We start from the raw sequence: 20,940 nt of genomic DNA, 5'->3' as shown, positions 1-20,940 counted from the left end.
TCGCTTACGGTAGATAGTCGGGATCGAGCAACTGCTCCATAGAGAACGGCATCGTCGCGGGAAAGGCCGACGTTGGTAGGTGTGTTTCGTCTGCGGCGAGCGCGACCGCCAGTGCATAGCTTTGCGTCGCGCAATTGTTCAGTAGCGGCTGCAAGCTGGGTATTTCGGCGATCAGGTCAGCAATGCTATAGCGCTGTTCTCTTATCGAACGAAGCCAACTGCCAGAAATGTGGTCAGGCTGCACCTTCCACTTCAGTAGGTGCATCGTTAATTGCACGATGCGATGTTTGAACTCGCGCCTTTCCTTGCCTGCCATACTTTCGAGTTCCTCGATCAGATGTTCCACGTCCAGTCGGTCGAATTGCTTGGCGTGCAGTAGCTCGGCCTGGCTTTGCAGCCAGACGAGAAAGTCCGTGTCGTAATCGGTTTTGATGTGATGGTCCATGGGGCACCTCCGCAAGCGTAATGCGGTCGTCGGTGCTTCACTTTACGCCCGCTCAAACGGGCGGGCAAGTCAGGCCGGCGGCAACGTGGCGCACGATGCGCGGATGAAATCGAGCATCGCGGGCGTGACCCAGGTGCCGATGAGTAACCGCGGCTCGTGCGTGTGGGCGTGGCGTATTTTTTCCAGCGTCGCCGGGTTGTCGCCGATGCGGGCGCTGAACAAGGTCATCCATTCGCGGGCCAGTGCTTGCGATGCCGCATCGGCGGGATCGGCGCCGGCTTCGAGCTGCCGGTGGACCGCTGCGATCAGCGCCATCCACTGCGCGCCATGCTGGCTGGCGCCGACGCGCATGCTTGCCAGTTCGTCCTCGTCGAGGTAGTCGGCGTACAGCGCCAGTTTATGTTCCCCGAACGCTTCGATCACGTACTGCTTCAGCTGCGGCGTGATCCCCGTGTGCAGTTGCGCGGCCGGCTCCATCTCCATCATGACGGTGATGCGGCGCGCGAAGTCGGGGTTGGCGGCGGTGTCGCGCTCGAGCATCTGCATCCAGCGCTCGGCCAGCTGGCGCGGCCCGGCGTCGGCTGGCGGCACGCCTTTCCCCATCACGTCCCGTATCTGCGCGACCAGCGCGGCCCAGCCGCTGATGCGGCGCGCGTCCTGCTGCCAGAAGGGCAGGCGGTGCAATTCGTCCTTGGTGAAGTATTTGTCGTAGAGGTTCATCAGCTCCAGCGTGGACAGCCAGTCGGCCAGTTCCGGCTCGCCGCCGCCAGCCATCTGCCGGTGCAGGTGCGAGAGCTGCTCGCGCAGCGCGCTCGCTTGCGCGATTTGCTGGTCGAGCGTGGCGATCTGCTGCGCGACGACGTCGGCGAACGGCGCGTCGGGACTGGCGAGGAAGGTACCGATGTCCGCCAGCGACATGCCGAAGCGGCGCAGCGCCTGGATCTGGTGCAGGCGGGCGACGTCGGCCCGGTTGTAGAGGCGATAGCCGGAGTCGGTGTGTGCGGATGGCTTGAGCAGGCCGATGCTGTCGTAGTGGTGTAGCGCGCGTATCGTCAGCCCGGAGCGCGTGGCCAGTTCGCCGATTTTCAGTACGGCGTGATTGCGATGTTCGTTCATGCGCGATAGTGTACGCCGACCGGGCGGTTCAAGCCACCGCGTCCTTCGGCAGCTTGAGCAGCAAGGCAAGGAGCGATGCCAGTTCGGCGCGCATGTCGCGGCGGTCGACGATCATGTCGATGGCGCCGCGTTCGAGCAGGAATTCCGACCGCTGGTAGCCCTCCGGAAGCGTCACGCCCAAGGTGCTTTTGATGACGCGCGCGCCGGTGAAGGCGATCAGCGCCTTCGGCTCGGCGATCACCAGATCGCCCAGGAAGCAGAACGAGGCCGATATGCCGCCCGAGGTGGGGTCGGTCAGCACCGAGACGAAAGGCAGTCCTTTTTCCGCCAGCTTGGCCAGCATGGCGGTGGTTTTCGCCATCTGCATCAGCGACAGCAGGCCTTCCTGCATGCGCGCGCCGCCGCTGGCGGTGATGCAGATGAATGGCACATGCTGGTCGATGGCGGCCTGCACGCCGCGCACGAAACGTTCGCCGACCACCGATCCCATCGAGCCGCCCATAAAATCGAATTCAAAGCACGCCACCACCACAGGCACCGACAGAATCGCGCCGCCGATGACGATGATCGCGTCGGTCTCGCCGGTGGCTTCCATCGCCGCTTGCAGGCGCGCCGGATAGCTTTTGCTGCCTTTGAACTTGAGCGGATCGACGGACAGCACTTCCTGGCCGATCTCGTGCCGGCCGCCTGCATCGAGCAGGGCGTCGAGACGGGCGCGCGCGCGGATGCGCAGGTGGTGGCTGCATTTCGGGCAGACGTGGAGATTGGCTTCGAGGTCGGCGCGGTACAGCACCGCCTCGCATTCCGGACACTTGATCCACAGTCCGGCCGGTATCGACTGGCGCGGTTCGGCGCCGTTGCGGTTGAAGCGGGGCGGCAGCAGTTTTTCGATCCAGCTCATGGCATCCTTGATAGTGTCGGAGATGCCGGAATCGTAAAGCCTGACGTTACGTCAGGCTCAAGCGGAATCTTTGTCGTCGCTGTCGCCGCGCGGGTGCAGGCTGGCCCACAAGTGGGCGGCGGCCATCGTGCGGTGGGGCGCGTAGCGGGCCAGGATTTGTTCGGTGCGCGGCATGTCGGGCTTCGTGTCTTCACCCAGCAGCTGTTGCAGCGCCGCGCGGATGGCGACGTCGCCGTGCAGCGAGCAGTCGGCGTAGCCGTAGCCGCGCAGCAGGCCGTAATTCACCGTCCACGGGCCGATGCCTTTGACGGCCAGCAGCGCCGCCGAGATCTGTTCGATGCTGTTGGCCGGCGTGACGTCCAGTTGCAGTTCGCCGCTGGCCACCAGGTTCGCCAGCCGCAGCAAGGTCTCCGCCTTGGCGCGCGAGAATTTGCGGCTGGTCAGATCGTCGATGCCCAGTTTTACCGCGTCGGCCGCCTCCGGGTAGCACCACAAGCCGCTGCTATGCTGACGGCCGGCCTGCAGGATGAAGGTGCGGCGCAGCGAGATGGCGAACGACAGGTTGATCTGCTGGCCGATGATGGCCCAGGTCAGCGCTTCGAACACGGTGGCCGATTGCACGATGCGCAGTCCCGGCTGCGCCAAGGTCAAGGGGCCGAACATGGCGTCCTTGGCGGCGAAGGCGCAAAACGCTTCGGGATCGATGCGCAACCCGAGGATGCTGAGCGCCGCTTCGCGCACGCGCTGTTGCGCGGCTTTGGCCAGCTTGCCGTCGGCGTGCACCGTGCAGCTGGCGCTGGTGGGCGCCAGCGCGTTATCAAACACCACCGCGAGCACCACCGGCACGCCGTCCAGCATCACGCCTTTGCGCAGGTGCGTGTCGCCGACTTCCTCGGCCACGCTTTCTGTGTCGCGGCTGTGGAAGGCCAGGATATCGTGCAGCCGGTAGTTGGCCGGCAGGTCGAGTGTGAAGCGTTTCATACGGTCTTGGTTTTGCGCAGCGCCCCGAAGTTGGGGCGGAAGCCGGTGACCAGCGCCGTGCCGGCGATGACGATGGCGGCGCCGACGATGGTGTACCAACCGATCGTCTCGCCGAGGAACAGCGTGCCCCACAAAATGCCGAACAAGGGGCTGAGGAAGGTCACCGTCAGCGCCGACGCTGGGCCGACATCCTGAATCAGCCGGAAGTAGATCAGGTAGGCGATGCCGCTGCACAGTACACCCAGCGCGACCACGGCGCCCATGATGCCGATGGTCGGCTCGCCCGGTGCCGGGAAGAACGGCACAATCGGCAGCACCAGCAGCGTCGAGGCCCACATGGAGCCGTGTGCGTTGGACAGCGGCTCGACATCCTTGACCGATTTGGCGTAGTTACTGGCGATGCCGTAGTTGAAGGAGGCGAACAGCACGGCGGCAATCGCGAGGCCGGCGCCGGGTTTGGTGCTGACATGGTCGAAGCCGACCAGCAGCGCGACGCCGCACGCGCCCAGCAGAAGGCCGAGCATGACTTTGCCGCCGACCATTCGGCGCGTGAGAATGGCGGCGATCAGGGTGCCCCACAGCGGCGTGGTGGCGTTCAGCACGGCCAGTAGTGAGGCCGACAGCGTTCGCGCGGCGAAGGCGAACATCAGGAACGGCAGCGCGGAGTTGAACAGGCCGAGGATAAGGTAGTGCTTCCAGTGCTTGCGCAGGTTGAGCGGCTTTTTCAGCACGACCGCGATCACGGCCAGGAAGAGGGAGGCGAACAGCACGCGGTATTCGATCAGGACGGCGGCGCCCAGCACCGGCGCGGCGATCCGCATGAACAGGAAGGAGCCGCCCCAGATGGCGGCCAGGAATATCAGGCGGAGAAGGTTGGCGGTGCTCATGGAATTTTCAGATGAATGTTCTGTTGGCGATTACGATTTTCGTAGGGCGGATTAGCGCGTAGCGCGTAATCCGCCATGAGCCGCCGATCACGCATGCACGGCGGATTACGCTACGCTAATCCGCCCTACGTGTTTCCGTCTTTCCGCTTCTTGCTTTCGAACTTTTACACCGCGCCGTTATCGACCGCGCAGACGGTGTCGCCGGGCGCCGCCGGCGAGGCGGCGTGCGGGATCAGCATCGTCGTCGGCACGCCGTTTTTGATCGCGGTCAGCTCGGCCAGGATCGAGATGGCGATCTCCGACGGCGTTTTGCTGCCGATGTACAGGCCGATCGGCCCGTGCAGGCGCGCCAGCTGCTCCGGCGTCAGGTCGAATTCCAGCAGGCGCTCGCGGCGCTTGCTGTTGTTCAGACGCGAGCCGATCGCGCCGACGTAGAACGCGTCCGACTTCAACGCCTCCATCAGCGCCAGGTCGTCCAGCTTGGGGTCGTGCGTCAGCGCCACCACGGCGCTGCGGTGGTCCAGCTTCATCGACAGCACGATATCGTCCGGCATGTCGTGCACCAGCTGCACGCCGTCGACCTGCCAGCCGGCGCGGTATTCCTCGCGCGGGTCGCATACGATGACGTGGTAGTCCATCGCGGTGGCGATTTGCGCCAGGAAGCGCGAGAGCTGTCCGGCGCCGATGATCAGCAGACGCCAGCGCGGTCCGTGCAGCGTGACCATGGCGCGCTTGCTCACCTGCATCTGCGCGCCAGGCGCCGCCTGCGACAGCTCGACGTCGCCGGTCTGCAGATCGAGGCGGCGCTGCACCAGTTCATGCCGTTCCAGCCGCTCCAGCAGTTCTGCCACCCGGCTGCGCTCCGACAGCGGCTCGATCGACAGTTCGATGGTGCCGCCGCAGGGCAGGCCGAAACGGTGCGCCTCGTCGGCGGTGATGCCGTAGCTGACGATTTCGGGCAAGCTGCGGCTGATGCCTTCGTCGCGCACGCGCGCGATCAGGTCATCTTCGATGCAGCCGCCCGAGACGGAGCCGATCACCGTGCCATCTTCGCAAATGGCCAGGGTGGCGCCGACCGGGCGGGGACTCGAGCCCCAGGTCTTGATGACGGTTATAAGTTCGCAGCGGCGCCCGGAGGCGATCCACGCGGCGCTGGTTTTGAGTACTTCGAGATCGATGCTGTCCATGGATGGAATATACTACGGCTATCCAAAGCTTGCAGGAACTGCCATGACCGACCACAAGGAAGACGACGGCTCACCCAAATTCGGCCGGCTGCTGATCGTGCTGATTATCGCCGTGGTGTTCTGCGGCGCCCTGACCTGGCTGATGGGCACCGTGTTCCCGGATTTCCCTAACATCCGCTAAGGCATGCGCGAAGTCAGCGCTTGCACACCTTTGCCAACGCTTTTTCGAACGGGCTGCCCGGCGTCACTTCCTCCGGGCTGAATTTTTCGTAGATATAGTTCTCGACCGGTTCGCCCCTGCCCATCGTTTCGGGATAGAACACTTGCGACAGCATCACCGCCGTGCGGTCCTCGCAGGAATACAGGTGCTGCGCCTTGACCGAGCGGTAAGGCTTGCCTTCGGGCGTCTGCTGCGCCCTGGTATAGGAGTGCAGCGACCACACCTTGCGCGTCTTGTCCTTTTTGACCACCTTGGTGCTATCGATGTAGAAGACGTTGCCCGGCCCCGAGCTGACTTTGCGCCATTGTGCCGCCTGGGCCAGGCCCGATACGGCCATCGACACCAGCAGGACCGCCGCCAGTGCCGGTTTTTTCATGTGGGTCACGGCACCAGCGGCTTCTTGGCCGCCTGCTTGCCCTTGATGTCGGCGACGGTCTTGTCGATCGCGGACAGGCGGTAGTTGATGCCGGGGTGGTTGGCGGTGTACCCGTTCAGCACCGAGGCAGGATACTGGCTGGCCAGCCGCTGCCAGAAGGCGCGCGCCTGCGCCGTGCTGTAGCCGGCCCGCGCCACCATGTACAGCGACAGCGAATCGGCCGCCGCGTCCAGCTCCTGCGGCATCGGCTTGATGCCGGCACTGCCGATCAGCATCGACAGGTCCGGCCGCACTGCGACCAGATTGTCGATGATGCTGCCGACCGTGTAGGCGGAGCGCGTCTTGGCGGCGTGGCCCAGCACATTGTGGGCGATGTCCTTGGCCAGCACATAGGCGATGGCTTCGTCGGTCTGCGCGAAGTTGACCATGCCGCGTGTGATCATCACGCGCTGGCCGTCCGAGTAGGCGTTGATATTGTCCGAGTTGCCGATGTCGATCTTGAAGGCGCAGGCGCGCGTGACCGGCACCTTGAGCGCCTGGTTGCTGCCATTGCGTTCGACGATCAGGTTGAGCGACTGGTTGTTGGCCACCAGCGGACCCAGTACGCCGGCTGCCTCGGTCTCGGCGTGCTGGCCGGTGGGCAGGCTTTTGCCTTCGGCCGCCAGCAGCACGTCGCCCTTGCGCAGGCCCACGCGCGCGGCGCCGCTGCCGGCCAGCACGCTGGCTACTTCCAGCCGGTCGCCGTAGTTCAGCACCGACTGCGCGGCGTCGACGAATTCGCCGGAATACGAGTATTTGTTCTTGGCGGTGAAGCCGAGCAGGTTGCGGGCCTGGTTGCGGCACAGGTCCGCATTGTTGATCAACAGCGGGCCGGCGATGCGGTACAGGCGGTCCTGCAGCGCGACCATCTGTCCCAGCGCCTGGCGCGCGGCCGCCATCTTGGCGGTGACCACCGGCGCGCCTTCGTCGACGGTGCGGGCGACCACCGGACCCGGTTCCGGTTCGGCGGTCCTGGAGTTGAAGGTCGAACAGGCCGACAGCAGCATGGCCGCTGCAAGCAGGGATATAGTGGCGAATTTCTTCGAATTGTGTTGCTGGACCATCCCTAGTCTCCGTGTTTTTTTAGTGTTTTCCGGTGCTTCCAAAACCGCCGGCACCGCGTTCGCTGGTGTCGAATTCTTCGACGACGTTGAAATTAACATGCATAACTGGAACGATGATCAGCTGCGCTAAGCGCTCCATCGGGTTCAGGGTGAAGGCGTTTTTACCCCGGTTCCATGTCGAGATCATCAACTGACCCTGGTAATCGGAATCGATCAAGCCTACCAGATTCCCCAGTACGATGCCGTTCTTGTGGCCCATGCCGCTGCGCGGCAGGATCATCGCGGCGTAGCCAGGATCGGCGATGTGGATTGCCAGGCCGGTTGGAATCAGCACCGTTTCACCTGGTTCGATGGTGATCGGCGCGTCGATGCAGGCGCGCAGATCGAGGCCGGCCGAACCCGGGGTGGCGTGGGCCGGCAACTGGTCTTTCATGCGCGGGTCGAGGATTTTGAGGTCAATTCTATTCATGCTCTTGGCTCTATTATTTTGCGAACAGCGAGTGCTGCGAGATGCGTTTGGAGATTTCGGAAATCAGCTGGCGCGCCAGGGTCAGTTTGTCGGCGCGCGGCAGGATGGTGTGGCCGTTTTCGTCGAACAGGATAATGGTGTTGTCGTCCTGGCCGAAGGTGTGGTGGCCGATGTTCCCGACCAGCAGGGGAATGCCTTTTTTCTCGCGTTTGTCGGCGCCGAACTGGATCAGGTTTTCCGATTCGGCGGCGAAGCCGACGCAGTACGGATGCCCGGCCAGCGAGGTGCGCGCGGCAACGGTGGCCAGGATGTCCGGATTCTGCTCGAACTTCAGGTCCGGCACCGAGCCGTCCGGATTCTTCTTCAGTTTCTGTTCGCTGGAATTGGACACGCGCCAGTCGGCGACGGCCGCCACGGCGATGAAGATATGCTGGTGGTCGACATTGGCCAGCACCGCGTCGTGCATCTGCACCGCGCTTTGCACGTTGATGCGCTGCACGCCGAACGGCGCCGGCAGCGCCGTCGGGCCGGACACCAGCACCACCTCGGCGCCGGCTTCGCGCGCCGCGCGCGCCACCGCGTAGCCCATTTTTCCGGACGACAGATTGGTGATGCCGCGCACCGGATCGATCGGCTCGAAGGTCGGGCCGGCGGTGATCAGGATGCGCTTTCCGGCCAGGACTTTCGGCTGGAACGACGCGATCAATTCCTCCAGCAGCTGCGCCGGTTCCAGCATGCGGCCCATGCCCACTTCGCCGCACGCCTGGTCGCCGGCGGCGGGGCCGAAGATGACGATGCCGTCGTCCTCCAGCTGCCTTGTGTTGCGCTGGGTGGCGGGGTTCTGCCACATTTCGACGTTCATCGCCGGCGCCACCAGCAGCGGCACGCGACGCGGGCGCGCCAGGCACATGGTCGACAGCAGGTCGTCGCAGACGCCGTGCGCCAATTTAACCATAAAGTCGGCCGAGCAGGGCGCGATCAGGATCGCGTCGGCGTCGCGGGTGACGTCGATGTGGGCCATGTTATTGTCGACGCGCGGGTCCCACTGGCTGCTGAACACCTTGTTGCCCGACAGGGCTTGCATGGTGACGGCGGTGATGAAGTGGGTGGCGGCGTCGGTCATCACCACCTGCACCGAGGCCCCGGCCTTGGACAGCGCGCGGCACAGTTCCGCCGCCTTGTAGCAAGCCACGCCGCCGGACAGGCCGAGGACGATTTTTTTACCGGTCAATTCCATAATGCCGCTCTCCCGCTTATTTGTTCACGCGCCGCAGCTCGTCGAGGATGAACAGCGCCGCGCCGATGCAGATGGCCGCGTCGGCGATGTTAAACGCCGGGAAGTGGCCCCAGCCGGCCAGGTGGAAGTCGAGGAAGTCGACCACGTGGCCGTACAGCAGGCGGTCGATGACGTTGCCGACCGCGCCGCCGAGCACCAGCGACAGCGCCCACGAGAACATGCGTTGGCCACCGTGTTTTTTCAACAGGTAGATGATGTAGGCGGCGGCGGCGATGCCGATCCCGGTGAAGAAATAGCGCTGCCAGCCGCCGGCGCTGTGCAGGAAGCTGAACGCCGCCCCCTTGTTATAGGCCAGCACCAGATTGAAGAACGAGGTGATGAATTTTTCCTCGCCCAGCTGGAAGGTGCGGGTGATGGTGATCTTCGACAGCTGGTCGATCAGCACGATGATAAAGGCGATGCCGAGCCAAGGGATCAAACTGGAAGACGACTTGGTCGGGAAGATTTTTTTAGTGGCCATAAAATATCAGAGAGGTTCGTGGCGACGGCGCCGCCGATTTCTTGTAAAAATCGGCGGCCCCAATATTAAGCGAACTTGCGTTTTTCGCCCGCACCAAACAGATTGCTGTGGCAACGGCCGCAGAGCGTCGGATGGTCCGCGTGCGCGCCGACGTCGGCGCGGTAGTGCCAGCAGCGTTCGCACTTTTCGGCCGTGGAGGCGGCCACTTCGACCGCTTCATCGGCTTCGGTGGCCACTTCGACGGCTTGCGCCAGCGACGTGATGAAGACGAATTTGAGGTCGTCCTCCAGGCTGGCCAGCAGCTCGTACTTGTCGCCGGCGGCCTTGATGGTCAGCTCCGCCTGCAGCGACGAGCCGATCGCGCCCGAGGTGCGCAGGTCTTCGAGCTGCTTGGTCACGTCGGTGCGCACCGCGCGCAGGGTGTTGTACTTGGCCAGCAGCGCGTCGGCGTCGGCCGGTGCCGGCAGCTGCCACCAGGTTTGCGTGAAGATGGTTTCGTCGCTGGCCTTGAACGCTTCCTCGCCGGCGAAAATGACCCATGCCTCTTCGGCGGTGAACGACAGTGCCGGCGCCATCACGCGCAGCAGGCTTTGCGTGATGTGCCACAGCGCCGTTTGCGCCGAGCGGCGCGCGTGCGAGCCGACGGCCGACGTGTATAGACGGTCCTTGAGGATGTCGAGGTAGAAGCCGCCCAGGTCCTCGGAGCAGTAGTTCTGCAGCTTGGAGTAGACCGGCTGGAACTCGTACTGTTCGTAGTGGGCTTCCATCTCCTTCTGCAGCGCGGCCATGTTGGCGATCGCGTAGCGGTCGATTTCCAGCAGCTCGGCCACCGGCACGGCGTCGCGCGCGTGGTCGAAGTCCGAGATGTTCGCCAGCAGGAAGCGCAGCGTGTTGCGGATGCGGCGATAGGCTTCGGTCACGCGCTTGAGGATCTCGTCGGAGATCGACAGCTCGCCGGTGTAGTCGGTCGAGGCGATCCACAGGCGCAGGATGTCGGCGCCGAGCGTGTCGGAGATCTTTTGCGGCGCCAGCGTGTTCCCCAGCGACTTGGACATCTTCTTGCCCTCGCCGTCGACGGTGAAGCCGTGCGTCAAGAGGGCTTTGTACGGCGGCGCGCCGTTCAGCATCGACGATGTCAGCAGCGACGAGTGGAACCAGCCGCGGTGCTGGTCCGAACCTTCCAGATACAGGTCGGCGGGGAAGGCCGACTGCTCCTTGTGCGAGCCGCGCAGCACGGTCTGGTGGGTGGTGCCGGAATCGAACCAGACGTCGAGCGTGTCCTTGTTCTTGGCGTAGGCGGCCGCTTCGTCGCCGATCAGGTCTTTCAGGTCGAGCGCCAGCCAGGCGTCGATGCCGCCTTTTTCGATCAGCTGGGCCACTTGTTCGAGCAGCTCGGGCGTGCGCGGATGCAGCGCGCCGGTTTCCTTGTGCACCACGAAGGCCATCGGCACGCCCCACTGGCGTTGGCGCGACAGGGTCCAGTCGGGACGGTTGGCGATCATGCCGTGCAGGCGCGCCTGGCCCCAGTCCGGGAAGAACTTGGTCTCGGCGATGCCTTTGAGCGCGGTTTCGCGCAGCGAGGCGCCGCCGTCGTTCGGCTTGATGTCCATGCCGGCGAACCACTGCGAGGTGGCGCGGTAGATGATGGGCGACTTGTGGCGCCAGCAGTGCATGTAGCTGTGGTCGAACATCTTGACCTCGAACAGCGCGCCGGCTTCGCGCAGCGCGTTGCAGATCGGCTTGGACGCTTCCCAGATGGTCATGCCGCCGAACAGTGGCAGGGTCGAGACGAATTTACCGTCGCCCATGACCGGCGTCAGGATCTGGTCGTCCTTCATGCCGTGCGCCTTGCAGGAGATGAAGTCGTCCAGGCCATACGCGGGCGCGGAGTGGACCACGCCGGTGCCGCTCTCGGTGGTCACATAGTCGGCCAAATACATCGGCGAGAGGCGGTTGTAGAAGGTGTCGGCGCCGTGCAGCGGATGCAGGAAGCTGATGCCGGCCAGGTCCTCGCCCTTGCAGGTGGCGATGGTCACGCCATCGAGTTTGAAGCGCGCCAGCGACGATTCGACCAGGTCCTGCGCCAGGATCAGCAGCATCGGCTGGCCGTCGCGCGCGGTTTGCACCAGCGCGTAGGTGACCTCCGGGTTGACGTTGAGCGCCTGGTTGGACGGGATGGTCCACGGCGTGGTGGTCCAGATGACGATATAGCCTTCGTGGGTGGGCAGCTGGACCAGGTCGAAGGCGCTGGCGAGCTTGTCGAACTCGGCGAACTTGAAGCCGACATCGATGGCCGGGTCGCGCTTGTCCTGGTATTCCACCTCGGCCTCGGCCAGGGCGGACTGGCAATCGAAGCACCAGTTGACCGGCTTCAGGCCGCGGTAGACGTAGCCTTTGTCGAGCATCGTGCCGAGGGCGCGCAGTTCGTCGGCCTCGTTCGAGAAGTTCATCGTCAGGTAGGGATTGTTCCATTCGCCGAGCACGCCCAGGCGGATGAAGTCCTTGCGCTGGCGGTCGACCTGTTCCAGCGCGTACGCGCGGGCCTTGGTCAGCACATCGGCGGTCGGCAGGTTTTTGCCGTACAGTTTTTCGATCTGGATTTCGATCGGCATGCCGTGGCAATCCCAGCCCGGCACGTAGGGCGCGTCGAAACCGGCCAGCGAGCGCGATTTGACCACCATGTCCTTGAGGATCTTGTTGACGGCGTGGCCAAGGTGGATGTCGCCGTTGGCGTACGGCGGACCATCATGCAGGATGAATTTCGGACGGCCGGCGGCGGCCTTGCGCACGCGCTCGTAGATCTTCTTATCCTGCCATTGCTGCACCCAGCCCGGTTCGCGCTTGGCCATGTCGCCGCGCATCGGGAACGGGGTTTCGGTCATGTTGACCGGGTATTTGCTTTCAGGCTTTTTCGGGGCTTTGCTTTTATCGGACATGTTTTTTCTTCAGTGATGTATGCGGGAATTCTGTGTAGCCGGCGCGCGTGGCTGGTCGCGCGCTCAAATTCGGTCGGTGGCGTTGGTCGCGCTAATGAGGTCGCCCGTGGCGGCGGTCGTGGCGCCGGTCCTGGCACCGTCGCGCTGCGCGAAGTACGCGCGGGCGATGTCGGCGTCGCGGTGGATGGCGGCGGTCAGGGTCGGCAGGTCGACGTATTTTTCCTCGTCGCGGATCTTTTGCAGGAATTCGACGCGCACCTGCTTGCCGTAGCAGCCCTGGTTGAAGTCGAACACGTGCACTTCCAGCAATACGCGGCCGCTGTCGTCGACGGTCGGGCGCACGCCCAGGCTGGCGACGGCGGCCAGCGGGTGCTCGGCCAGGCCGTGCACCTGGACGATGAAGATGCCCGACAGCGCCGGCCGGTGCGGCACGCGCAGGTTGAGGGTGGGGAAGCCCAGGGTGCGGCCCAATTTCTGGCCGTGGATCACATGGCCGGAGATGGCGTACGGATGGCCCAGCAGCGCCTCGGCGTGCGTGAAGTTGCCTTCGGCGAGCGCGGCGCGCACGGCCGACGACGAGATGCGCGTCGTGCCGTTCATCACCGTCGGCAAGGTCTCGACGTGGAAACCGTATTGCTTACCCGCCTCCAGCAGCATTTGCACGTTGCCGGCGCGGCGCGCGCCGTAACAAAAGTCGTCGCCGACCATCAGCCATTTGACGTGCAAGCCCTCGACCAGCACCTTTTCGGTGAATTCCTGCGGCGTGAGGGCGGCGAACGGCGCCGAGAAGTGCTCGACGATGACGCGGTCGATGCCGTTGTCGGACAGCGATTGCAGCTTGTCGCGCAGGTTGGCGATGCGCGGCGGCGCCTTGGACGGATCGCCGGCCTTGTTGGCGAAAAATTCGCGCGGATGCGGTTCGAAGGTCATCACCGCCGCTTCCAGGCCGAGGCCGGTGGCGGCGGCGCGCACGCGGGCCAGCAATGCCTGGTGGCCGAGGTGGACACCGTCAAAGTTGCCGATCGTAAGCGCGCACGGCGCGCGCGCCGCTGCGTTGGGGAGACCTCGAAATACCTTCATGGGAATCTGGGGAAACTGTCGCTAAATGGAGGATTATACGGTTTGTTTCGGGGATGCACATCCGCAAAGGGCATGGGCGGGGCGGGAAGGAGGCTTTTTGCCCGATTTTGGGCGATTGAAATGGAAAAAAGCGCCGCCTGCCGGAGCAGACAGCGCTTTCAGGAACCCAACGCAGCCGGATTACGCGGCTTTGTTCAGGCCCAGGGTCCAGTAGCGGGCCAGGTCGGCGGTGCCGTCCGTGCCTTTGACCGATTTCAGCGTCGCCACGGCGGCCGATTTCTTGCCGGCGACCGATTGCGCGATACCGTAGTGCAGCTTGATCGCTTCCGGATTGCGGCCGGTGCCCAGCTTGACGGCTTGGTCCATCAGCGCCAGGCCCTTGTCGGCCTTGCCGGCGGAAACCAGCGCGTAGCCCATGTTGGCCAGCGCGTCGGCGTCCTTGTTCTTGACGGCTTCGGCTTCTTCGGCGGCTTGCTTGGCGTCGAAGTCGGCCTGGGTCTTGGCGGCCAGGTCTTTCAGGCGCTGGTGGCGGGCTGCGTCGGAACCGGTGCCCAGCGCGCCTTTTTTGTAGCCTTCGTTGATGATCTTGATCGCTTCGGCAGGGTTACCCGCTTGCAGCGCCAATTGGCTCATCTCCATGTATTCCGACGGCTTGGTCAGCAGGCCGTTGGCCAGGCGCAGGCGCAGCACGTCCAGCGACAGGGTCGGCGAGAAGCCAGGCTTGGCTTGCACGCGTTGCAGCAGGTCGGCCCAGGTCTGTGGCTTCGGATAGCTGGCGGCCATGCGTTCCAGGGTCTGCACGTAGCCGGCCTTGTCGTTTTGCTTGAGCTGGATGTTGGCCAGCATGCCCAGCTGGGCTTCGTTCAGGTTCTTGCTCGCTTGCAGTTCCTTGGCGGCCTCGGCGTACTTGCCGCTGATGTAGTAGGTCTGGATCAGCAGTTCGTGCATGGCGCCGTCGTTCGGATTGTCCTTGAGCGCGCGCTGGATCCAGGTGATCGCTTTCGGATAGTCCTTGATGCGGTAGTAGATACCGGCCAGGGCCTGGGTGAATTTCGGTTGTTCGGCGGCCGACAGCTTGCCCGAGTTGATCACGCTCTCAAAGGCGCGCGCGGCGGTGTCGTAGTCGCCGGCGGAGGCGGCGGCCGAGGCGCGGGTGCGTTCGATCAGATAGGTTTCGTTGGCGCTCTTGTTGCCGACGGAGTCGGTTTCCTTCAGTTTTGCTACTGCTTCTTTGTTCTTTCCTGCCGCAGCCAGTTTCTGTGCTTCCTGCAATGGTTTGCCGATTTCAGCGCGCACCGCTTCGGCAGCGTAGGCGACCGACGAAAAACCTGCAATAGGAGCTGCTGCTGTAAAACCAATAGCGGCCATTACCAGGCCGAGATGAGCGAGACGAAACTTGGTCATGGGTAAGTTTTCTTTCTTCAAAATGCGAAATAGGCAGGAATGGTCCTGCCTATCGTTGAACATAGAACAAATTTATTGGAACTGTTCGTTACCGACCAGGCCAATTTTAGTGACGCCGAGACGTTGGGCTGCAGCCATGACACCGGCGACGGCCTTGTACTCGACCAGCTTGTTCGGACGCAGATGCACCTCCGGCTGATCGGCCTGGGCCGCGACCTCGGTCAGTTTCGCTTCGAGGGAGGCGCGGTCGGGAACGACGTTGTTATCCCACAGAATCGTACCGTCGAAGTCAACGTCGATCGTGATGACCACTGGGTCCTTGGTCGGTGGCGGCGGGGTGCCGACCGGCATGTTCAAGTTGACCGAGTGGTTGGCCTTCGGAATCGTAATGATCATCATGATAATGAGCACCAACATCACGTCGATGAGGGGCGTCATATTCATTTCCATCATTGGTTCCGGATCCGCGCCGGCGGACGCTGGAGAGCCGACATTCATACTCATGATGTTTCCTTTTAAGAAGGGCAGGCCGTGTTCCGGCCTGCGGTGCGCTAACGGGGATTAACCCTTATCAGGCGGTTCGGTGATGAAGCCGACCTTCTGGATACCAGCGCGCTGGGTCGTGAAAATAACGCGGCCGATCGATTCGTAGCGTGTTTCTTGGTCGCCACGAACGTGTACTTCCGGCTGCGGCAATTTCACCGCTTCCACCTTCAGATTGTCGAACAGCTCATTGGCGTCGCGCATCTTCTTCTGGTTCCAGTAGATGTCGCCATCCTTGCTCACAACGATGTTGACATCTTCCGGCTTAGTCTGAATGACCTGGTTGGTTTCTTCTGGCAGCTTGATCTTGATCAGCTTCAGAACAACCGGGCTCGTGATCAGGAAGATAATCAGCAGAACCAACATGATGTCCACGAGGGGCGTCGTGTTGATTTCCGACATGACTTGATCTTCGTCTCCGCTATCGGAGCCTACGGACATCGACATGATTAATTATCCAATCTTTTTAGCGCCAGCCAGACGGCCGGCTTCGCTGGTGGACATGGCGCCCGAGATCAGTACCGAGTGCACGTCGGCCGAGAACGAACGGACATCTTCCATCGCAGCTTTGTTACGACGCACCAGCCAGTTGTAACCCAGAACGGCTGGAACGGCGACGAACAGACCGAAGGCGGTCATGATCAGCGCTTCACCGACCGGACCTGCAACCTTGTCGATCGATGCGTTACCCGACATGCCGATGGCGATCAGCGCATTGTAAATACCCCAAACGGTACCGAACAGACCGATGAACGGCGAGGTCGAACCAACGGTTGCCAGGAACGACAGGCCGTCTTGCAGACGCGATTGCACTTTGTCGACAGCGCGCTGGATCGACATCGTCACCCAGGTCGACAGGTCGATTTGTTCCAGCAGGGCGCCGTCGTGGTGCACGGTGGCCTTGGTGCCGGTCTCGGCGATGAAGCGGAATGGCGAGCCTTCTTTCAGGGCAGCCGAACCAGCAGCGATCGACGATGCTTTCCAGAATTTAGCCGACGTTTCTTTCGACTGTTTGAAGATCTTGGCCTGGTCGATCAGCTTGGTGATGATGATGTACCACGAACCCATCGACATGATCGACAGGATGATCAGGGTGCCGCGCGAAACGAAACCTGCGTCCCACACCGCCTTGAAGCCGTATGGATTTTCCACTTCTTCATGGCCGCCGGCGGCTTTTGCTGGAGCTGCGTCTGCTGCTGGCGCAGCAGCGGCATCGGCTGCCGGTGCTGGTGCTGCTGCCGCATCCGCTGGAGCGGCTGCTGGAGCCGAAGCTGCCGAGGCTGGCGCGTCAGCGAAAGCTGGGGCGCTTACCAGGGCGGTGGCTGCGGTCACGGAAAACAGCACAGCGGCCAGTACAGCGGACAAACGGGTATTCTTAAACATGCTTCCTCCAAATTGATAAAATAATCAGATCGCTGAATGTATGACAACGAAACTTACTAAGTGAGACGTCACAGCTGTCTCGGTTTTTACTCCAGCGTCCAGACGTATTGCATCTGCATCCACGCTTCCGTCGGTTTCCCGTCGGTCAGACCCGGTTTGAAACGGCATTTGCTGATGCCGTTGACCGCAGCCTTGTCCAGATCCCTAAAGCCACTCGACTTGACGACTTTGGAGTCGGCAACGCGGCCATCGGCAGCAATCAGGAACGACAACGTCACCGTTCCCGTTTCTTCGTTACGCAGCGACGACTTCGGCCATTCCGGCTTGGCGCAAGTGCTGAAGTCGGCGACCGCGGCAACGTTGACAGCCTTGGCCGGACCAGGGGTTGGCGGCGCTGTTGGTGCTGGCGGCGCTTTCTGGATCTCGGTCGTTGGCGGCTTCACGTTGGTCGCGTTGGCGATCACGTTCTGCTGCGGCGGCGGCTGCTGCACGTTCACCTCGACTGGCGGGATGAATGGTGGCGGGGGAGCCTTCATCTCTGGCGGAGGTGGCGGTGGTGGGAGTTCCTTGGGTGGAGGAGGTGCTACTTCCTCGATGATCTTTGTCTCCACTGGGGCGACCATCTTTGCCACCAGGCGGGTTCCCAGGCCCGTTATGATTCCATAAGCAACCAGGACGTGCAACAAAACGACAATGGTAATGCCTGTAAAGTTCTTCCCGGTGCTTTTCTCGTTGTGCGTGAAATTCATGCCTGCTTTCTCCAATACCAACTCTTTTTGTTGCTACTAAACCCCAAAATGGCGACATAAAACAACAGCCGCATCCGGGACGTCGGCGAATTATACATACGAATTCTTGATTTTACATAGAATTTTCATCCCTAAAACCGGTTAAATTTCATAGGGTTTTCCTATGTGATAGCGCTCACTTTGCACCAAATTGGTTCGCCGGGCAAGCGTGCACGGCGCAGAAATGGGGCATGGCGGGCTACCACGTTACTTAGTTTTCCCTTAAGCCCATTCACGGAATATTATCAGCGTAATTTTACTACCAACAGTTGATAATTTGGCCGTGAATGTTTCGTTCATGAAATTATTGCGGGAGGTAATTTATCAAAAAGCGTGAAAACCTGTTGACTTCCCGCCCGCGTCATGCATTCACCAAAAAAAACCGGGGCCAGAGCACCGCCCCTGACCCCGATTTAGACCTTGCAAGAGCCGTGCCTGACACCGCACCGCTTCCCGCGAGAGCACTATATATGTTGGTCAACTTCCCCGGGCACGCTTCTCCCGTTTGACCTCCATCGTGCTGACCACTTCGCCGTTCGGCGCCACCGTTTCCAGGTGGACGTCGAAGCCCCACAGGCGGGCCACATGCTTGAGCACCTCGCCGGCCTGCTGGTTCAATGGACGGCGCTGGAACTGCGTGTGGCGCAAGGTGAGGGCCCGGTCGTCGCGGGTGTTTACGGACCAGACCTGGATGTTGGGCTCACGATTGCCAAGATTATATTGTTCTGCAAGTTGCTGGCGCACGTAACGATAGCCGAGGTCGTCATGGATGGCGGAGATCGCCAGCTTCTCGTTGTTATCGTCGTCGAGCACGGCAAAGAAGTGGAACTCGCGTATCAGTTTGGGCGACAAGTACTGGGCGATGAAGCTTTCGTCCTTGAAGTTGCGCATCGCGAAGTCGAGGGTCTTGCGCCAGTCGCTGCCGGCGATGTCGGGGAACCATTCGCGGTCCTCGGCGGTCGGGTTCTCGCAAATGCGGCGGATGTCCGTCATCATCGCGAAGCCCAGCGCGTACGGGTTGATGCCGCTGTAATAAGGACTGTTCACGGGCGGCTGGTAGACCACGTTGGTATGGCTCTTGAGGAACTCCATCATGAAGCCGTCGCCGATCACGCCCTCGTCGTACAACTGGTTGAGGATGGTGTAGTGCCAGAAGGTGGCCCAGCCCTCGTTCATCACCTGGGTCTGGCGCTGCGGATAGAAGTACTGGCTGATCTTGCGCACGATGCGCACCATTTCGCGCTGCCACGGCTCCAGCAATGGCGCGTATTTCTCGATGAAGTACAGCAGGTTTTCCTCCGGCTCGGGCGGGAAGCGCGGCGCGGCCTTTTCGGCCTCTTCCTCCTCGCGGCGCGGCAGGGTGCGCCACAGGTCGTTGATCTGCGATTGCACGTAGGCCTCGCGTTCCTTCTGCCGCGCCCGTTCCTCCATCATCGACAGCTTGGCCGGGCGCTTGTAGCGGTCGACGCCGTAGTTCTGGATCGCGTGGCAGGAGTCGAGCAGCAGTTCGACCGCGTCGATGCCGTGGCGCTGCTCGCACTCGGCGATGTAGTTCTTCGCGAACACCATGTAGTCGACGATGGCTTCGGCATCGGTCCAGGTGCGGAACAGGTAATTGCCCTTGAAGAAGGAGTTGTGGCCGTAGGCCGCGTGCGCGATCACCAGCGCCTGCATGGTCAGGCTGTTCTCCTCCATTAAATAGGCGATGCACGGATCGGAGTTGATGACGATCTCGTACGCCAGGCCCATCTGGCCGCGCTTGTAGCCCTTCTCGGTCGACAGGAAATGCTTGCCGAACGACCAGTGGTTGTACGACACCGGCATGCCGACCGACGTGTAGGCGTCCATCATCTGCTCGGCGGTGATGATTTCAAGCTGGTTCGGATAGGTGTCGAGGCCGAAGTTCTCGGCGACCCGGCGGATTTCCTGGTGGGCTTGCTCGATCAGTTCGAACGTCCATTCGGACTGCTCGGGCAGGGCGCGCGGATGGCGCGGCTTGGGGGAGGGAGGGTGCGTCATGTCGTTCATGGGGCGCTCGCTAGGTGGGCGGCCGGGCGCGGCCGCCTATTTCGGCTGTTTCTTGAACAGTTCGCGGAACACCGGATAAATATCGGCCGGCGTGACTATTTTCTGCATGGCGAAGTTGGCGTGGTGGTCCGGCACCTGTGAATACTGCTCCCACAGGTTTTGCGGCGGGCCGTCGGTGATTTCGACATAGGTGTAGTACTGCACCTTGGGCATGATGGTGTTGATCAGCATTTGGCGGCACAGCACCGAGTCGTTGTCCCAGTTGTCGCCGTCCGAGGCCTGCGCCACGTAGCTGTTCCAGCTGCCGGCGCCATAGCGTTCCTCGATGATCTTGTCGAGCAGGTGCAGCGCCGACGACACCACCGTGCCGCCTGACTCGCGCGAGTGAAAGAATTCCTCCTCGTCCACCTCGGCCGCGGCCGTGTGGTGGCGAATGAAGACCACCTCGATCTTGTCGTAGACGCGCTTGAGGAACAGGTACAACAGGATGAAGAAGCGCTTGGCCGTGTCCTTGCGGGTCTCGTCCATCGAACCGGAGACGTCCATGATGCAGAACATCACCGCCTGCGTCATCGGCTTGGGCACCTTGATGCGGTTGCTGTAGCGCAGGTCGAACGGATCGATGAAGGGAATGGCCAGCAGCCGGGTGTGCAGGTGGTGAATCAGTTTCTTGAGTTCGACCACGTGCGGGGCGTCGAGCGGCTCGCCGTCGAGCAGCAGTTGTTCGAGCTCGGCCTCGGCTTCCTCGAGCCGCTTGCGCGAGTTGCCGCCGACGGCGATGCGCCGGCCCAGCGCGCCGCGCAACGAGCGCAGCACATGGATGTTGGACGGCGTGCCCGACATGTTATAGCCGGCGCGCTGGTTCTTGAATTCGGTCGTCGCGGTCAGCTGCGTCTTGACCATGTGCGGCAGTTCCAGGTCCTCGAAGAAATAGTTCATGAACTCTTCGCGCGACAGCTCGAAGATGAAGTCATCCTCGGTCATCTGGTCGCTATTGCCCGCCTTGCCGCGGCCGGACCCGCCGCCGCCCTTGGGCCGGTTGATGAGGTCGCCCTTGAGGTATTCCTGGTTGCCCGGGTTGATGGTTTCCCACACGCCGCCATGGGCGTGTCCGAAGGATGGCTCGCCCACGTCCTTGACGGGGATCGAGACTTTTTCGCCGTTTTCAATATCGGTGATGGAGCGGCCCTTGATGGCCCGTCCCACCGCGTCCTTGATCTGCGACTTGTAGCGCCGCAAGAAGCGCTCGCGGTTGACCGCGGATTTGTTCTTGCCCTGCAAACGTCGATCGATGAGGTAAGTCAAAAGAAGCCTCCTGCTGCGATGGGTCGGCGCC

At 62.3% G+C, this 20,940-nt stretch carries 21 protein-coding genes; 1 reads left to right on the top strand and 20 read right to left on the bottom strand.

All coding sequences use genetic code 11. The features are described from left to right. Positions 1 to 4: 4 nt before the first annotated feature. The 6 genes from AC0IYS_RS24600 to AC0IYS_RS24575 all read right to left on the bottom strand — a co-directional run bounded on the left by AC0IYS_RS24600 (position 5) and on the right by AC0IYS_RS24575 (position 5,517). Positions 5 to 445, bottom strand: coding sequence for a DUF29 domain-containing protein (locus AC0IYS_RS24600; protein WP_471707628.1), 441 nt, complete (start codon positions 443 to 445; stop codon positions 5 to 7). A 69-nt stretch (positions 446 to 514) separates the two neighbouring features. After that, entirely contained in the window at positions 515 to 1,561 is a 1,047-nt protein-coding gene (locus AC0IYS_RS24595) for a MerR family transcriptional regulator (RefSeq protein ID WP_471707627.1), read from the bottom strand. Positions 1,562 to 1,589: 28 nt separating this feature from the next. After that, positions 1,590 to 2,462: an acetyl-CoA carboxylase, carboxyltransferase subunit beta gene (gene accD, locus AC0IYS_RS24590; RefSeq protein ID WP_471707626.1), complete on the bottom strand. Its 873-nt coding sequence runs from the start codon at positions 2,460 to 2,462 to the stop codon at positions 1,590 to 1,592. Between the two features lie 57 nt (positions 2,463 to 2,519). Then, on the bottom strand, positions 2,520 to 3,443 hold the full coding sequence (locus AC0IYS_RS24585) for a DNA-3-methyladenine glycosylase 2 (RefSeq protein WP_471707625.1): 924 nt from the start codon (positions 3,441 to 3,443) through the stop codon (positions 2,520 to 2,522). Further along, positions 3,440 to 4,330 carry a DMT family transporter gene (locus tag AC0IYS_RS24580; RefSeq protein ID WP_471707624.1) on the bottom strand — a complete coding sequence of 297 codons (891 nt, stop codon included), beginning with the start codon at positions 4,328 to 4,330 and terminating at the stop codon, positions 3,440 to 3,442. Before AC0IYS_RS24580 ends, AC0IYS_RS24585 begins: the two co-directional genes overlap by 4 nt. 164 nt (positions 4,331 to 4,494) lie before the next feature. Then, entirely contained in the window at positions 4,495 to 5,517 is a 1,023-nt protein-coding gene (locus AC0IYS_RS24575; protein WP_471707623.1) for an XdhC family protein, read from the bottom strand. 43 nt (positions 5,518 to 5,560) lie between these two features. Here AC0IYS_RS24575 and AC0IYS_RS24570 point away from each other — a divergent pair, with 43 nt between their 5' ends. After that, on the top strand, positions 5,561 to 5,698 hold the full coding sequence (locus AC0IYS_RS24570) for a hypothetical protein (RefSeq protein WP_471707622.1): 138 nt from the start codon (positions 5,561 to 5,563) through the stop codon (positions 5,696 to 5,698). A 13-nt stretch (positions 5,699 to 5,711) separates the two neighbouring features. On the opposite strand, the gene AC0IYS_RS24565 is transcribed toward AC0IYS_RS24570, so the two are convergent. The 14 genes from AC0IYS_RS24565 to AC0IYS_RS24500 form a co-directional block, all read right to left on the bottom strand. Further along, positions 5,712 to 6,113 (bottom strand): surface-adhesin E family protein, encoded by a 402-nt coding sequence (locus AC0IYS_RS24565; RefSeq protein WP_471707621.1) that lies wholly within the window; start codon positions 6,111 to 6,113, stop codon positions 5,712 to 5,714. Between the two features lie 5 nt (positions 6,114 to 6,118). Then, entirely contained in the window at positions 6,119 to 7,216 is a 1,098-nt protein-coding gene (locus tag AC0IYS_RS24560) for a M48 family metallopeptidase (RefSeq protein WP_471707620.1), read from the bottom strand. Positions 7,217 to 7,235: 19 nt separating this feature from the next. Next, entirely contained in the window at positions 7,236 to 7,685 is a 450-nt protein-coding gene (gene dut, locus AC0IYS_RS24555; protein WP_471707619.1) for a dUTP diphosphatase, read from the bottom strand. 13 nt (positions 7,686 to 7,698) lie between these two features. Further along, positions 7,699 to 8,922 carry a bifunctional phosphopantothenoylcysteine decarboxylase/phosphopantothenate--cysteine ligase CoaBC gene (gene coaBC, locus AC0IYS_RS24550; RefSeq protein WP_471707618.1) on the bottom strand — a complete coding sequence of 408 codons (1,224 nt, stop codon included), beginning with the start codon at positions 8,920 to 8,922 and terminating at the stop codon, positions 7,699 to 7,701. A gap of 16 nt (positions 8,923 to 8,938) precedes the next feature. Next, positions 8,939 to 9,442, bottom strand: coding sequence for a signal peptidase II (gene lspA, locus AC0IYS_RS24545; RefSeq protein ID WP_471707617.1), 504 nt, complete (start codon positions 9,440 to 9,442; stop codon positions 8,939 to 8,941). A 65-nt stretch (positions 9,443 to 9,507) separates the two neighbouring features. Further along, positions 9,508 to 12,378 carry an isoleucine--tRNA ligase gene (ileS, locus tag AC0IYS_RS24540; protein ID WP_471707616.1) on the bottom strand — a complete coding sequence of 957 codons (2,871 nt, stop codon included), beginning with the start codon at positions 12,376 to 12,378 and terminating at the stop codon, positions 9,508 to 9,510. A 63-nt stretch (positions 12,379 to 12,441) separates the two neighbouring features. Beyond that, positions 12,442 to 13,458: a bifunctional riboflavin kinase/FAD synthetase gene (locus AC0IYS_RS24535; protein WP_471707615.1), complete on the bottom strand. Its 1,017-nt coding sequence runs from the start codon at positions 13,456 to 13,458 to the stop codon at positions 12,442 to 12,444. A 180-nt stretch (positions 13,459 to 13,638) separates the two neighbouring features. Next, the gene (locus AC0IYS_RS24530) at positions 13,639 to 14,862 is read right to left on the bottom strand and encodes a tetratricopeptide repeat protein (protein WP_471707614.1); all 1,224 of its coding nucleotides are present in this window, start codon (positions 14,860 to 14,862) and stop codon (positions 13,639 to 13,641) included. Between the two features lie 72 nt (positions 14,863 to 14,934). Beyond that, positions 14,935 to 15,366, bottom strand: a complete 432-nt coding sequence (locus tag AC0IYS_RS24525) for an ExbD/TolR family protein (protein WP_471707613.1) — start codon at positions 15,364 to 15,366, stop codon at positions 14,935 to 14,937. A 57-nt stretch (positions 15,367 to 15,423) separates the two neighbouring features. Then, on the bottom strand, positions 15,424 to 15,852 hold the full coding sequence (locus AC0IYS_RS24520) for an ExbD/TolR family protein (RefSeq protein WP_471707612.1): 429 nt from the start codon (positions 15,850 to 15,852) through the stop codon (positions 15,424 to 15,426). A gap of 6 nt (positions 15,853 to 15,858) precedes the next feature. Next, positions 15,859 to 16,788 (bottom strand): MotA/TolQ/ExbB proton channel family protein, encoded by a 930-nt coding sequence (locus AC0IYS_RS24515; RefSeq protein WP_218147382.1) that lies wholly within the window; start codon positions 16,786 to 16,788, stop codon positions 15,859 to 15,861. An 86-nt stretch (positions 16,789 to 16,874) separates the two neighbouring features. After that, positions 16,875 to 17,537: an energy transducer TonB gene (locus AC0IYS_RS24510; protein WP_471707611.1), complete on the bottom strand. Its 663-nt coding sequence runs from the start codon at positions 17,535 to 17,537 to the stop codon at positions 16,875 to 16,877. Positions 17,538 to 18,053: 516 nt separating this feature from the next. Further along, positions 18,054 to 19,604, bottom strand: coding sequence for a SpoVR family protein (locus tag AC0IYS_RS24505; RefSeq protein WP_471707610.1), 1,551 nt, complete (start codon positions 19,602 to 19,604; stop codon positions 18,054 to 18,056). Between the two features lie 36 nt (positions 19,605 to 19,640). Further along, the gene (locus AC0IYS_RS24500) at positions 19,641 to 20,909 is read right to left on the bottom strand and encodes a YeaH/YhbH family protein (protein WP_471707609.1); all 1,269 of its coding nucleotides are present in this window, start codon (positions 20,907 to 20,909) and stop codon (positions 19,641 to 19,643) included. Positions 20,910 to 20,940: the final 31 nt, after the last annotated feature.

Source organism: Duganella sp. AC237 (assembly GCF_979254035.1).
Note: the sequence above shows the minus strand (reverse complement) of the source record. Positions and strands in the feature narration are given on the sequence as shown.

Coding starts and splice junctions, on each gene's coding strand:
- AC0IYS_RS24600 (WP_471707628.1), bottom strand. CDS start 445: ATGGACCATCACATCAAAACCGATTACGACACGGACTTTCTCGTCTGG.
- AC0IYS_RS24595 (WP_471707627.1), bottom strand. CDS start 1,561: ATGAACGAACATCGCAATCACGCCGTACTGAAAATCGGCGAACTGGCC.
- accD (WP_471707626.1), bottom strand. CDS start 2,462: ATGAGCTGGATCGAAAAACTGCTGCCGCCCCGCTTCAACCGCAACGGC.
- AC0IYS_RS24585 (WP_471707625.1), bottom strand. CDS start 3,443: ATGAAACGCTTCACACTCGACCTGCCGGCCAACTACCGGCTGCACGAT.
- AC0IYS_RS24580 (WP_471707624.1), bottom strand. CDS start 4,330: ATGAGCACCGCCAACCTTCTCCGCCTGATATTCCTGGCCGCCATCTGG.
- AC0IYS_RS24575 (WP_471707623.1), bottom strand. CDS start 5,517: ATGGACAGCATCGATCTCGAAGTACTCAAAACCAGCGCCGCGTGGATC.
- AC0IYS_RS24570 (WP_471707622.1), top strand. CDS start 5,561: ATGACCGACCACAAGGAAGACGACGGCTCACCCAAATTCGGCCGGCTG.
- AC0IYS_RS24565 (WP_471707621.1), bottom strand. CDS start 6,113: ATGAAAAAACCGGCACTGGCGGCGGTCCTGCTGGTGTCGATGGCCGTA.
- AC0IYS_RS24560 (WP_471707620.1), bottom strand. CDS start 7,216: ATGGTCCAGCAACACAATTCGAAGAAATTCGCCACTATATCCCTGCTT.
- dut (WP_471707619.1), bottom strand. CDS start 7,685: ATGAATAGAATTGACCTCAAAATCCTCGACCCGCGCATGAAAGACCAG.
- coaBC (WP_471707618.1), bottom strand. CDS start 8,922: ATGGAATTGACCGGTAAAAAAATCGTCCTCGGCCTGTCCGGCGGCGTG.
- lspA (WP_471707617.1), bottom strand. CDS start 9,442: ATGGCCACTAAAAAAATCTTCCCGACCAAGTCGTCTTCCAGTTTGATC.
- ileS (WP_471707616.1), bottom strand. CDS start 12,378: ATGTCCGATAAAAGCAAAGCCCCGAAAAAGCCTGAAAGCAAATACCCG.
- AC0IYS_RS24535 (WP_471707615.1), bottom strand. CDS start 13,458: ATGAAGGTATTTCGAGGTCTCCCCAACGCAGCGGCGCGCGCGCCGTGC.
- AC0IYS_RS24530 (WP_471707614.1), bottom strand. CDS start 14,862: ATGACCAAGTTTCGTCTCGCTCATCTCGGCCTGGTAATGGCCGCTATT.
- AC0IYS_RS24525 (WP_471707613.1), bottom strand. CDS start 15,366: ATGAGTATGAATGTCGGCTCTCCAGCGTCCGCCGGCGCGGATCCGGAA.
- AC0IYS_RS24520 (WP_471707612.1), bottom strand. CDS start 15,852: ATGTCGATGTCCGTAGGCTCCGATAGCGGAGACGAAGATCAAGTCATG.
- AC0IYS_RS24515 (WP_218147382.1), bottom strand. CDS start 16,788: ATGTTTAAGAATACCCGTTTGTCCGCTGTACTGGCCGCTGTGCTGTTT.
- AC0IYS_RS24510 (WP_471707611.1), bottom strand. CDS start 17,537: ATGAATTTCACGCACAACGAGAAAAGCACCGGGAAGAACTTTACAGGC.
- AC0IYS_RS24505 (WP_471707610.1), bottom strand. CDS start 19,604: ATGAACGACATGACGCACCCTCCCTCCCCCAAGCCGCGCCATCCGCGC.